A 13769-nucleotide genomic window follows, 5' to 3' on the forward strand; every position below is an offset into this window, starting at 1 on the left:
GGCATTAATAATATGACACCCATCCAAATGGCTCAAAAACAGCATCCGCTGTGGACAAATTTTGCCCTTGCAATAACCTAGTTAACCAATACAGCTAACGCCTAAAAACTAACTAGCTATTACAACTCGCGCACCCAGATATTACGGAATCCTACGGGGTTGCCGTGGTCCTGCAGCAGGATAGGGCCTTTGCCATGCGGCTGTACCTTAGGTACTCCAATGTACTCGGTAGTACCTCTGATAGCGGTATGGTTCTGTACCAGTACACCGTTGAGCAGTACGGTTACGTAGGCAGGCTCAGACATCATACCTGCTTTGTTGAAGCGAGGAGCCGTGTAGATGATATCGTAGGTCTGCCACTCGCCGGGCTTGCGGCTAGGGTTAGCCAGTGGGATCGCCTGCTTGTACACCGATCCTACCATACCGTTTACGTACGTAGGGTTTTGGTAGTTGTCCAGTACCTGGATTTCGTAACGTCCCTGCAGGAAGATACCGCTGTTACCACGGCCCTGTCCGGTACCTTCTATCTTTTCGGGGGTCTTGAACTCCAGGTGCAGCTGGAAGTCACCAAACTCCTGCTTGGAGCGGGCAGAGAAACCTTTGGTTGAGTAAAGAACACCATCGGTTACCGGCCATTTCAGCGGGCCTTCGTTGGTATTTTCCCAGGCAGAAGGGGCATAGCCTTTGATCGCTACCCACTGGTCGGTGCTACGGCCATCGAACAGTACAATAGCGTCGGAAGGAGCGGTAGTACCCGTGGCAGTAGGACCAGGCATACCGGGAGTAATGATTGGTGGTACCGGTTCCCAGATTTCAGAAGACTGAGGGTTTTGTTTGGGTTGTTCGTTCTGAGCCTGAGCTGTCATAACGGCCATAATACCCATGGCCATCAGAATAATTCTTTTCATGCGAGTGGTTAAAAGTTATAATTAATAAAAAATTTTAAGAAATTGCGCAATAATACAAAAGGTAAAGTAATAATCTCCTTCATTCTAACGAGCAAAACTACCCTTTTGGCAGGATTAAATTGTAATTCTAAGTCTTTTCATAAATCACAAAGTAAAACAAACACATGCAACGAATGAGTAAAACCCTCCTGGGAGCCATGATGCTGGGAGCGGTAGCATGCCTAAGTAGCCAGGCAGTACTGGCACAACAGCCCATTCCTCTCAATGATATGAGTGCCTTTAAGTCAGAAAGTGATAACTGGCGTATTGTAGGGGATGCCTCCGTAGATATATCGCAGGTCAACGCGCTCAGCACTACACCGGGCAAAGGTGTACTGGCCTGTATTCACAAACAAGGTACTTACGGCAATAAGTACGAGTTGATGTCCAACTTCAAGCACGGCGATCTGGACATCGAAATGGACTTTATGCTCGCGAAAGGATCCAATTCGGGTATCTATCTGCAGGGCAACTACGAAGTACAGCTATTTGACAGCTGGGGAAAGAAAACCGCCAAGTACAACGACCTAGGTGGTATCTACGAGCGCTGGGACGACTCCAAGCCCGAAGGCCAGAAGGGATACGAAGGCTATGCTCCCCGATTGAATGTAGCCAAAGCGCCCGGTCTGTGGCAGCACATCAAGATCTCTTACCAGGCTCCTCGCTTTGATCAGGCCGGTAAGAAGATCGCTAATGCGGTATTCCTGAAAATAGAAGTAAACGGCATCACCGTACACGAAAACGTGGAAGTGAGCGGTCCTACCCGCGGTGCTCTTTCGGCTGATGTACCCATGGGACCTCTGCGTATCCAGGGTGACCACGGTTCGCTGGCTATCAAGAATGTCGTGATCAACAACTTTGACAAAAAGCCCGGTACACTAGCTGGCCTTAACTACAAGACCTACTACGGCAACTATTCGCAGGATCTGGATCCGGCTACGCTGAAAGTAGCCGAAACCGGTACGGCCGAGGCACTGACCTGGGATGTGCTGAAAGAGAATAACAACTATGTACTGGTGTACAATGGTACCTACAAGGCTCCTAATGCCGGTGACTATACCTTCAAGATGCAGGCTTCGGGCCACAGTTCCCTCAAGATCGACGGCAAGACTGTACTGCCAAACGAGTGGAAGAATACAAACGAGTTACGTGAGGGAACAACCAAACTGACCGCCGGTGATCATAAGGTAGAGATCTACCTCAACAAGCGTGATGGCTGGCTAAGACCGGTGCTGGGTCTTTGGGTAGCGGGTCCGGGCTTCCGTGAAGTACCTTACCACACCGTGGGCTCAACTCTGGGAGGCAGCCCGGCTGATCCTATCCTGGTACAGGCTGCCAACAACACCGTGCTGCGTAGCTTTATGGACATTCGCAATGCCGAAGGCAAGCGTCAGCGCATTGTACATTCGGTATCAGTAGGTAGCCCTGCTAACCTGCACTATACCTACGACCTCGACAAAGGTGCGGTGTTCCAGGTGTGGCGCGGAGAATTCCTGGATGCTACGCCTATGTGGAACGACCGGGGTGACGGTTCGTCACGTCCGCGTGGTAGCCTCACTTCCCTGATGGCGGCTCCTTTCCTGGCTAAGGTATCCGGACAGGCCGACTGGCCTTCTGATACGACCGGTAGCAAGTACCGTCCTAAGGGTTACGAACTGGATGCCAACGATGCGCCTACTTTCCGCTACGAAGCCTACGGCACCACCGTATCTGACAAAACCACGGTAGTAGACAACAAGTACTTCGAGCGCGAAGTGAAGCTGTCGAGCCCGGTAACGGGTCTGATGGCGCGCCTGGCCGAAGGCAAAAACATCGAGAAGGTTTCGGATGGTCTGTACGCGGTAAACGACAAGGCTTACTACATCCAGCTGAGCGGTACGGGTACTGAGCCGGTAATCCGCAAGAAAGGCAACCGTCAGGAGCTACTGGTGTCGGCCGAGAAAGGCGAGGTTCGCTATGCTATCCTTTTCTAAGCACCCGTTTCCATCAGAACCCGGAATTTGTAACAAACCTAATAGTACAGGCTATCACGTAGAGCGGTAGCCTTCCATAAATAATAATCATGAAGAAATTATTTCAGATTACCTGTATGATCATGGCGAGCCTGTCGGTGCTGCACGCACAGGAATCGCCCAAAGAAGAGGATTTCTACAAGATCCTCACCCCTTCTATTCCGGAAGGAATGATTCTGGAAGTAGGAGGTCTTACTACCCTTCCCAACGGTGCTATGGGTATCTCTACCCGCCGGGGTGAAGTGTGGATCATGGAAAACCCTACTAACCGCGCTCCTTACTTCCGCAAGTTTGCGTCGGGTCTGCACGAGATTCTGGGTCTGGCCTGGAAGGACGGCGCCCTGTACGCTGCCCAGCGTGGTGAATTGACCAAACTGGTCGATAAAGACGGTGACGGTAAAGCAGACCTGTACGAAACGGTATACGCATGGCCTGTATCGGGTCACTACCACGAGTACTCATTCGGACCTAAGATTGCTCCCGATGGTAGCTTCTTTGTGAGTGGTAACGTAGCCTTTGGTGATGAAGAGTGGTGGCGTGGCGAAAGCCGCGTACCTAGCCGGGGCTGGATCTTCCGCATTACGCCCGAAGGCAAGTACGAGCCTTACGCGACTGGTGTGCGTTCCCCTGCGGGTATCAGCATGCTGGATGGCGAGCTGTTCTACACCGACAACCAGGGCGACTGGATGGGATCGGGTGGAATCTGGCACGTGAAGAAAGGTAGCTTTATGGGCCACCCCGCCGGACTACGCTGGGCTGGCGAGCCGGGTTCACCCGTTAAGCTGACCGAGAAGCAGTTCTTTGCCGAAATCGACAACCAGCAGGTAAAGGATGCCAACGGCCGCTACATCAAGCCTGAGAACGACCCTAATCAGAAGAATCCTCGCTTCCTGTTCCAATTGAAGGAAAAGTACCCTGATATAGTACAGCTTCCGGCTGTATGGCTGCCTTACGGTATCCACGGGGTATCTACCGCTGAGATCATCAAAGACGATACACAAGGTGCGTTTGGCCCCTTCGCCGGACAGTACTTTGTAGGTGACCAGGGACAAAGCAAGATCATGCGTGTGATCCTGGAAAAAGTAAAAGGTGAGTACCAGGGAGCTGCTATTGATTTCCGTAGCGGTTTCCAGTCGGGTGTACTGCGTATGTCATATGCCAAGGACGGATCTATGTTCGTAGGCGAAACCAACCGTGGTTGGGGATCAGCTGGTGACGCCAACCAGGGCCTGCAGCGCCTGGTGTGGAACGGTAAGATGCCTTTCGAAATGTACACCGTGAAGGCGATGCCGGATGGATTTGAAGTAACATTCACCCTGCCCGTTGATCGTAAGTCGGCCGAGGACCTGAATTCGTACAACGTCAGCAGCTTTATCTATAAGCACCATGCCGTATACGGTAGCCCTCCGGTAAATAGCGAAGAGGTACCCATCAAAGGGGTGAAAGTATCGGAAGATGGCAAGAGCGTGCGCATTGTACTGGACGGTATGCGTCAGTACTACATTCACCACATCGATCTGAGTGGTATCCGGGCTGCCAACAACTACTACTCACTGGTGCACCCTTCGGCTTATTACACGCTGAATAACATTCCGGACGGAGAGAAGCTGAAAGTGACTGAGCTGAAGACAACCCGCGGCGCAGGAGCCAAAGTGGCCGCTGATACTAAGCCTGCGAAAGAGCACGTATCACCCGATGCAAAAGGTAAGCCTGCGGCTGCCACTACGGCATCTGCCAAAGCACCTACCTACGATCAGATCAAGCCTATCCTGCAGCGCAATACCTGTCTGGCCTGCCACTCGATAGATAAGAGATTAGTAGGTCCGGCTTATACCGAAGTTGCCAAGCGTAAGTACTCAAACGATCGCATCGTGGAGCTGATCTACAAGCCTGAGCCATCCAACTGGCCTGACTTCGCTACCCCAATGGCCGCTATGCCACAGGTACCGAAAGAAGATGCCCAGAAGATCGCCGCCTGGATCAACTCGCTGGCTAAGTAAGTCAGGTAGCTACCAAAATAGTATTAATACAGGAAGCAGTGCTGGTACATACTGGCACTGCTTCTTTTTTTATAGAATTGCCAGATATAGGGATTAGTATTACTTTACACGCCATAAACCCTTAACACACTCTTCTATATGAATCTGCTTGGCAACATTATCTGGTTGGTATTTGGTGGCTTGCTGGTCTTTATTGAGTACATGATCTCGGGCCTGCTGCTTTGCCTCACCATTATTGGTATTCCTTTCGGACTTCAGTGTTTCAAGATCGGGGTGATGAGTCTGGCACCATTTGGCCGGGAGGTGCGTGATGTACCGGGCAGTACCGGCTGTCTGTCCACGCTGTTCAATATCATCTGGATTGTAGTAGGTGGCATCTGGATCGCGCTGACGCACCTGGTCTTTGGCATCCTGTTGGCTATTACCATTATAGGCCTACCTTTTGCCCGTCAGCACTTCAAGCTCATGAGCCTTTCTTTAATGCCCTTTGGGAAAGAGGTGGTGTAGAGAAGGGGAGAGTTATCAATTATTAGTTTTACTACAGAGGTAAAGGAGCGGTACGCCGCCCGGTTATAGCACAGAGTGAAAAGGAGTTTTTTTAAGACTCTGTGCCCTCTGTGAAGTACTCAAAGTAACTTTGTGGTTAAAAAAGAATTTATTGGTACCCCTGCGCCTGTAGGTTAAACAGTTCGGCGTACTTACCATCCAGCTGAAGCAGTTCGTCGTGGGACCCGTACTCCAGGAGCTGTCCGTGTTCCAGGAAAAGGATGCGGTCGGCCATGCGTACGGTAGAAAAACGGTGGGAGATAAGTACCGCCATTTTGCCTTTGATTAACCGGCTGAACCGCTGAAATACCTCGTGCTCAGCGCGGGCGTCTAGGGCGGAGGTAGGTTCGTCCAGTACTACCAGCTGGGCGTCACGCATGTAGGCGCGGGCCAGGGCTACCTTCTGCCACTGTCCACCCGATAGTTCCTGCCCCTTCTTAAAACGTTTGCCTAGTACCTGTTGAAAACGATCCGGCAGGCGGTCTACTACTTCCTGCGCCAGGCTCTTACGGGCGGCATCCTCAATCAGGTCTACTTCCTCCCGACGCTCAATATCGCCCACGGCAATATTCTCGGCTACCGTCATTTCGTAGCGGATGTAGTCCTGGAAAATGATGCCGATGTTGGCCCGCAGGTCGGAGAGCTGGTAGTCGGCCAGGTCTACACCATCGAGCAGGATACGGCCTTCCGTCGGTTCGTAGAGCCGGGCCAGCAGCTTCACGAGGGTGGTCTTACCCGCGCCGTTCTCACCCACCAGCGCCAGCTTTTCGCCCGGCTCCAGCGTAAACGACAGGTTGCGGACGGCCCATACCTCGCTGTCGGGGTAGCGGAAGCTGACATTCTCAAACGTAAAGCCTTTTTGAATTGGGCGGGGGACTCTTTGTCCGGCAGCGTTGGCACCGATGGTAGGGGTAATGGCAAAAAAATCGAACAGGTCCTGCAGGTACAGCGCACTTTCGGCAATGCTCGAAAATCGTCCCATAATGCCCTGCAGCATCCCGTGCATCCGCTGAAACGAACCCGCCAGGAAGGTCATAGTACCTACCGTGATGACACCGCCGAGCGTTTGCATGAGTACGAATACAAAGGCGCCGTAGTAGGCCAGCGTACCCAGTACGGCCAGCAGGTACCCCCACACCGCGCGGCCGATGGCGATCTTGCGGTTTTCGTGGTAGTACTTGTCCGATAGCGTCTTAAAGCGCTCGGTCAGGTAGTTTTCCAGTCCGAATACTTTTACCTCCTTGGCGGTTTCGGCGCTGGCTCCGATGTAGCGCAGGTAGTCAAGTTCGCGGCGCTCAGGCGTCCAGCTACGGGTGAGGGAGTAGGTACGTTCGTTGAAATGGGTTTCGCCTATAAAAGACGGAATAACGGCTACGATCAGGATCAGGATCAGCCAGGGGTTGAAGGCAATAAGTCCGACGCCCAGTAGTACCAGCGTAATAATGTCCTGAATCTGGGAGAGCGTCTGCGACAGCAGTACCGTACGGCTGGTGGTCTGGCGGCGGGCCCGCTCGAGCTTGTCGTAGAATATAGGGTTTTCAAACTGGTACAGGTCCAGCTTGGCCGCGTGGTGTACCAGGTCAACGGAGGTTTTATTCGCCAGCAGATCGCCCAGCAGGCTGTCGCAGAGGTTGATGGCGCGGTTGAGCAGGTCCGAAAGCACCGCCAGACCCAGCTCCAGCCCTACTAGGGTCCAGAGGTACCGCTGTGATCCGGCGGGATTGTCCAGCAGGCGGATTACTTCATCGATGATCTCCTTGCCTACGTACAGTACCGCCAGGGGGATCGCCGACTTCAGCAGGCGGAAGAGGATGTTGCCAATGGTTAGCGAGGGGCTCGTATTCCATACCAGCCGGAAAAAGCGGGGTAGGTTCTGCAGCGCCGAGAAGCGCTTACGGAACGACTGATTATCAGCGGGCTGAGCAGGGAGAGGTTTCACTATAAGAATGACTGTCTATTTACTACAAAATCATTCTTACAGGCAAAAAGTTCTTATGGATAAGCTTGTTTAAGGAGACATTACTCCCGCAGGACTGCCTTCTGACAAGAATTGAAGGTGCCGCCCCGTTAGGGGCTTTATGCGGTTTTATACTGTTTGCTACTGAAGTATCGTCCCTATTGGGACTGCGGATTTTATAACTGACAAAATAAGAAAAAGTGATCAAGACAGGCCGCAGAGCGGCCACACTTCAGTAGAATTTACAAGCATAAATTAATTGTTTAAGCGCCGTAGGTGCGGCACAAACTTTACATATTTTTAATAAAGCTTGGAAGAACGTCGCAAAGTACCTTCATGCAGCCAGAGGAAATGATTTACCGGCTACTGTTTTACTGGCAAATTGCAGGCAGGCAAGAATATCTTCCCGCTCCAGTTCAGGATGGTCCTCCAGGATTTCTTCTTCTGTCATACCAGCGCCCAGCATATCAAGTATGACTTCCACTGGCCAACGCATTCCTCTTATGCAAGGCTTGCCGTGACAAATCTCCAAGTCAATAGTTATTCTTGACAGCAGGTTCATGAATGTAGTAATAAGTTGTTGATCAGTCAAAGATAAGTAATGGTAGGGGTTGCCTCAAAGTAAGTGCCTCTCTTTTTACAAAGCTCAGAGGGGACTACTACTCACTTCACCTTCACCGCTTTGATGCATATAGTTCTGATTACTTCGGAGGTAGTGGCGGTATTGCAGCGTATGGTTTCGGTGATAAATAGGCTGTCGCCCCGGAAGTACCCTTCCCCGGTCATGGAAGTAACACCGCACTGATCTATGCCCTGGCCCCGGTCGTAGCTGAACCCATTCTGGTTGCCTATCTGGGCTGTTACTACCTGTGCGGTAGGTACAATACCCGTGATGGTGAAGCGGCTCCCGGTCTGCTTGCCGATGGTGAGTGATACTTGTACCGTATCGTTTGACGTGGCCTTCGTCTGCTTGGGGCTGGAGAAAACTTTTACCCCCTGGTAGGTACCATCAGTAGGGGCAGAATAGGGGACCAGAGGAGCCGTAACGGCCTCTTTGTTCCGGCAGGAGAAGATAAGGACACCAACCGTAAACACGTAACTTAGCAGGATCTTCATAAAATGTATATTTATCAGCGCAGCTGAACTGGTTATAAATCAATGGGTACAAAAAAAGGACCAGACGGAACGCTTCCCCGAAAGTAAACGATAAGTAAAGGCTTTTGTATATTTCGCACTTATTTAGTGTTCCAGATTAGTCAATAAAGTAACAGAAGCCAGGATTATGATCAGAAACGACTGGACTCCGGAGGAGGTAAAAGCCATTTATAATACTCCCTTACTGGATCTTATTTTCAGAGCCGCTCAGACTCACCGCACCCACCACGACCCGGCGGAGGTACAGGTGTGTACGCTGCTGTCGGTCAAGACGGGCGGCTGCCCCGAAGACTGTGCCTACTGTCCGCAGGCGGCCCGTTACAGCACGGGTGTAAATACCCACAAGCTCATGGATGTGCAGGAGGTACTGCAGCATGCGCAGCGGGCCAGAGAGGCTGGCAGTACCCGCTTCTGCATGGGCGCGGCCTGGCGCGAAGTCCGCGACAACCGCGATTTTGATAAGGTACTTGATATGGTAAAGGGGGTAAATGAGCTGGGCATGGAAGTATGCTGCACGCTGGGCATGCTCACCGATACCCAGGCCCAGAAGCTGAAAGAAGCGGGCCTGTACGCCTACAACCACAACCTCGACACCAGCGAGGAATTCTACGATGATATCATCACCACCCGTACCTACAAGGACCGGCTGGAAACGCTGGAAAATGTGCGTAGTGCGAAGATTTCGGTTTGTTCGGGTGGTATTATCGGTATGGGTGAGACCCACGAGGACCGCATCGGTATGCTGCATACGCTGGCTACCCTGCCCGAGCACCCCGAGTCCGTACCGGTCAATGCGCTGGTGGCGGTAGAAGGAACGCCCCTCGAAGATCAGGAGCGGGTACCGGTATGGGATATGATCCGGATGATCGCAACAGCCCGTATCCTGATGCCTAAGGCCATGGTACGTCTTTCGGCCGGGCGCGTGTACATGAATATGGAAGAGCAGGCACTGTGCTTCCTGGCGGGAGCCAATTCCATCTTCTCGGGTGATAAGCTCCTGACCACACCCAACAAGGAGTCCGACTTCGACACCACGATGTTCCAGACGCTGAACATCCGGCCACGTCAGGCTTTTAAGGATAAGGAGGTACTTGCGTAACGGAACAGAGGGCGGTAGTGATACCGCCCTCTGTTTTTATATTGAGACTTCTGGACCTTCCCATTCCGCAACCCACCCGCGCTGAACTCCCTCTCAACATACGGCTGACTATTTCGAAGCACCATGTCCACCACCTGAGCAGCGTAGGAATTATGATAAATAATCTTCCCGTTCAATATGCAAGTAGGTGTATTCTGCTGTCCCCTGGGGTACTAATATTTCATAGTAATAGAGAAACCTACTCAGCAAAATATGGTTACTTTCGTAAAGAAACATCAGCTATACCGAAGCAAAGCCTGATCGTCTGAATCCTGCCGGTCAACCTCTTCAAGTAGTTCATACCTTACTCAACTATGACTGGCGATTATCAGCCTTATAATCCAAGCCGAAACCTCAACGAGCGCCTGGATATTGACTTTGCTTTGCAGGCCGCCGGACTGGGAGTCTGGGAACTGGACCCTGCTACCAGCCAGGTACTGTGGGATGACCGCTGCCGCGAACTTTTTGGACTGGCCAAAGATAACCTGCTCACCTATGAAAAAGCCATTCAATATATCCATCCTCAGGATCGGGAGAGGGTTGATCAGGCTGTACAGAGGGCTATGAATCCTCAGACCGACGGGTGGTATGATGTTACCTACCGCACCCTGGGGGCTGATGACGGTAAGCTTCGCTGGGTACGATTCTATGGACGGAGCTACTTTACGGAGGCGGGGCAGGTGTACCGCTTTGCCGGGGTAGCCCAGGAGGTTACCCAACAGGTACTGGCTCGCCAGCAGCAGCAGCAACTGGCCGTACTGGCGGAGCAGGCCCCTGAGTTTATGGCTGTTACCGATCTGGAAGGGCGAATGCAATATGTAAACCAGTACGGACTTGAGCTCTTCGGCCTCACGCAGGAACAGGTACTGAACAGGCATTTGACGGAGTTTGTCCCGCCCGAAGAAATGGATCGGGTCAACGCTGAGATCATGCCCAGCGTGTTAGCGGGCGAATGGGCGGGATTTGTCACCCTGATGCAGCCCCTGACCCAGCAGCGCATTCCCGTTGCCTGCAACGCGTATTTACTTTTGGATCCGGACAGTGGACAGCCCTATGGTATGGCTGGTATTGTCCGTGACCGGCGTCCGGAATTAAAGGCTCAGCAGAAGCAGCAGGAAATCGAAGCCAGGTTCCAGTCACTGGCCACGCAGGCTCCTCTGGGGGTGTTCATCGCTGATGAGCAGGCCTATGTAGAGTACTGGAACCCCTGGTGGCTGAACTTTACGGGACAGACCCTGGAGCAGGCCTTAGGCCGGAGCTGGGAGCAGCTGATTCATCCCCACGACCTGGACGCATTACTAACAGGATACCTTGAAGCTAGCCGGCAGCAGGTCAGCTATTCTATCGAAGCCCGGGTGAGACGCAGGGATGGTACTTATCGGTACCTGCTCTTTACGGGCGGCCCCCGCTATACCGCCGATGGTACCTATGTAGGTAATATTGGTACCGGCCTGGACATAGACGACCGGAAGCAGGCCGAGCACGCATTAGCCGAAAGTGAAGCCCGCTTCCGCACGATGGCCGAAGAGGCGGATATACTTATCGCGATGAGTAACGAGATCGGCCAGACTACCTACATGAACCAGGCCTGGACAAATCTGACGGGTCGGTCTGTTGCTGACTTAATGGACCGCGGGTGGGTTGATCTGGTACATCCCGAGGATCGGGAGGCTTTCCTAAACCTCTACCAAAACGCAATACAACAGCAAGTATCATTTAGTGGTGAGTTCCGCATCCTGAACAAGCTGGGTGAGTACCGCTGGTTATTGGCTCAATGCCCGACCCGCTTTCGGCCTGATGGTACGTTTACGGGCTATATCAGTTCCTGCGTAAATATTACAGATATCAAGCTAGCCGAAGATGCCCTGCGGCTTAGCGAAGCCAAACTACGCTCGGTGGTAGAAACCGCACCCGTAGCCATTGGGCTGTTCATGGGTCGCGACCTGGTCATTGAACTACCCAACCAGACATTTATTGATATTGTCGGCAAAGGCCCGGATATTGTAGGCAAGCCCCTGCGCGAGGTAATGCCGGAACTTGATACCGAAAATCAGCCCTTCCTGCAAATCCTGGATGATGTCTACACCTCAGGAAAGCAGTTTAGCAGCGCGGGTGCCCTGGTGCAGATTGTGCGGCAGGGAGTTATGACCTACAACTATTACAATATTACCTATACCCCGCTGTTCAACGAAGCCGGTGAGGTATATGCCATACTGGACATTGCGGTAGACGTAACAGAACAGATCCACGCCCAGCAGGAACTGGAGCAGCAGAAAACCTACCTGCAGAATGCCCTTGACATTGCCGACCTGGGTACCTATCATATTGATGTAGCCACCAACCTTGGCAGCTACCGGGATAACATCAGGCAGTGGTTCGGGCTGGAATCGCCAACAGAGTCTATGGAGGTTATTTTGAGTAAGGTACATCCTGACGATCGGGCCCTGGTGGCTCGCACACTGGATAGTTCGCAGCAATCAGAGGGAACAGGCCGCCATGACATCACGTACCGGCTTGCCGATACCACCGGCAAAACAACCCGATACCTGCGCAGCATTGGTAAAACTCTTTTTAATGAGGGACAGCCGTATGCCATCAATGGTATTATTCAGGACGTAACGCCCCAGATCCAGGCCCGGCAGATCCTGGAAGAACGCGAAACCGCCCTGCGCGGAGCCATTGAGCTGGCGGAGCTAGGCACGTGGGAGCTGGACGTAGCTACCGGCAGGGTAACCTACTCAGACCGGATCAAGTCGTGGTTTGGGTTTGACGGTGCCATTGAGAGTCTGCAAACGGTGTATAATCCTATCCACGAAAAAGACCGCAGCCGCGTAGAAGCCGCTCTCCTCCGTGCCCTGGAGCCAGGCTCCAGCGGCTTGTACGACGAAGAGTACACCCTGGTGAATCGACTAACCGGGCAGGAGCGCATCGTACATGCTCAGGGCATAACCCTTTTTGATGAACAAAGGCGCCCTATCAAGATCACCGGTACCGCGCAGGACATTACCCCTCAGCGCAGGTTGCAGCTGGCTCTGGAGCAGCAGGTACAGCAGCGTACTAAAGAGCTGGAAGCCGCCAATGCAAAACTGGCCGCTACAAATGCAGAGTATGCGGCTCTCAATAAAGAGCTGGAAGAGGCCAATGTACACCTGGTTCGCTCCAACGAAAACCTCCAGCAGTTTGCCTACGTCGCCAGCCATGACCTGCAGGAACCCCTGCGCAAAATTCAGCAGTTTGGTGACCTGCTTCAGAACCGCTATGGGGAGGCGCTGGGCGATGGTGCTGGCTATATTAAGCGAATGCAGTCCTCAGCGAGGCGGATGTCTGCCCTGATCGAAGACCTGCTCGATTATTCCCGCATATCGACCAGGCGGGAAGCAAGCTCTACCGTAGCCCTGAATGCCGTAGTTAAACGCGTGCTGTCGACCCTGGACTGGGCGGTTCAGGAAGCCGAAGCCCAGGTGAGCGTTGAGCCGTTACCCACTATTTTAGGAGATGCCTCCCAATTGAATCAGTTGTTCCAGAATCTGCTGTCAAACGCTCTGAAGTTTCGACGGCTGGATGGTGCGGACAGCCCCTCGACAGGCAGTAGGGTAGTACCCCAGATAAAGGTGCGCTCCGAGCAGGTATTGGCGTCAGACCTGCCCGAAAGGGTGAAGCCTGCCCGGGCCGCCGGGTCGTACTATCGCATTGATGTGATTGATAACGGCGTTGGCTTTGATGAAAAGTACCTCGACCGCATATTTCAGGTTTTTCAGCGGCTGCACGGCAAAAGCCAGTACGCCGGTACGGGTATAGGTCTGGCCATCTGCGAAAAAGTAGCGGCCAACCACGGCGGAGCTATAACGGCGAACAGCCGGCCGGGGCAGGGCTCTGTGTTTAGTGTATATTTCCCGGATTCAAACTTTAACGCGGAGACTGAGGAAAGGTAGAGCCGTTTCAGATCGAAAGCGTACTATTCAGCCACAGTACCGTATAAAGCAGGTGGGTTGAAAGGGGATGTACCAGAGCGTA

Annotated in this window: 9 protein-coding genes; 5 read left to right on the top strand and 4 right to left on the bottom strand. The window is 52.7% G+C overall.

Annotation, left to right across the window (positions count from 1 at the left end; genetic code table 11):
* Positions 1-119: 119 nt before the first annotated feature.
* Entirely contained in the window at positions 120-908 is a 789-nt protein-coding gene (locus tag JTN23_RS20050) for a 3-keto-disaccharide hydrolase (protein WP_247236824.1), read from the bottom strand.
* Between the two features lie 173 nt (positions 909-1081).
* Between JTN23_RS20050 and JTN23_RS20055 the strand changes: the two genes are divergently transcribed.
* The 3 genes from JTN23_RS20055 (at position 1082) to JTN23_RS20065 (ending at position 5466) form a co-directional block, all read left to right on the top strand.
* The gene (locus JTN23_RS20055) at positions 1082-2920 is read left to right on the top strand and encodes a 3-keto-alpha-glucoside-1,2-lyase-like domain-containing protein (protein WP_247236825.1); all 1839 of its coding nucleotides are present in this window, start codon (positions 1082-1084) and stop codon (positions 2918-2920) included.
* 89 nt (positions 2921-3009) lie between these two features.
* Positions 3010-4959: a c-type cytochrome gene (locus JTN23_RS20060; protein ID WP_247236826.1), complete on the top strand. Its 1950-nt coding sequence runs from the start codon at positions 3010-3012 to the stop codon at positions 4957-4959.
* Between the two features lie 138 nt (positions 4960-5097).
* Complete coding sequence (locus JTN23_RS20065) at positions 5098-5466, top strand: YccF domain-containing protein (protein ID WP_247236827.1); 369 nt, start codon at positions 5098-5100, stop codon at positions 5464-5466.
* Positions 5467-5614: 148 nt separating this feature from the next.
* Here the strand turns inward: JTN23_RS20065 and JTN23_RS20070 are convergent, their stop codons facing one another.
* From JTN23_RS20070 to JTN23_RS20080, 3 genes are all read right to left on the bottom strand, one after another.
* On the bottom strand, positions 5615-7444 hold the full coding sequence (locus JTN23_RS20070; protein ID WP_247236828.1) for an ABC transporter ATP-binding protein: 1830 nt from the start codon (positions 7442-7444) through the stop codon (positions 5615-5617).
* A 352-nt stretch (positions 7445-7796) separates the two neighbouring features.
* Complete coding sequence (locus JTN23_RS20075; RefSeq protein ID WP_409049463.1) at positions 7797-8054, bottom strand: DUF433 domain-containing protein; 258 nt, start codon at positions 8052-8054, stop codon at positions 7797-7799.
* Between the two features lie 71 nt (positions 8055-8125).
* A complete protein-coding gene (locus JTN23_RS20080; RefSeq protein ID WP_247236829.1) occupies positions 8126-8578 on the bottom strand; it encodes a hypothetical protein in 453 nt (150 codons plus the stop codon).
* 166 nt (positions 8579-8744) lie between these two features.
* Here JTN23_RS20080 and bioB point away from each other — a divergent pair, with 166 nt between their 5' ends.
* Both bioB and JTN23_RS20090 read left to right on the top strand, forming a co-directional pair.
* Positions 8745-9716 carry a biotin synthase BioB gene (bioB, locus tag JTN23_RS20085; RefSeq protein WP_247236830.1) on the top strand — a complete coding sequence of 324 codons (972 nt, stop codon included), beginning with the start codon at positions 8745-8747 and terminating at the stop codon, positions 9714-9716.
* A gap of 353 nt (positions 9717-10069) precedes the next feature.
* Positions 10070-13687 carry a PAS domain-containing sensor histidine kinase gene (locus JTN23_RS20090; RefSeq protein ID WP_247236831.1) on the top strand — a complete coding sequence of 1206 codons (3618 nt, stop codon included), beginning with the start codon at positions 10070-10072 and terminating at the stop codon, positions 13685-13687.
* The last annotated feature ends 82 nt before the right edge of the window (positions 13688-13769 follow it).

The sequence above is a fragment of the Telluribacter roseus genome (genome assembly GCF_017355915.2).
Classification (GTDB): Bacteria; Bacteroidota; Bacteroidia; order Cytophagales; family Spirosomataceae; genus Telluribacter.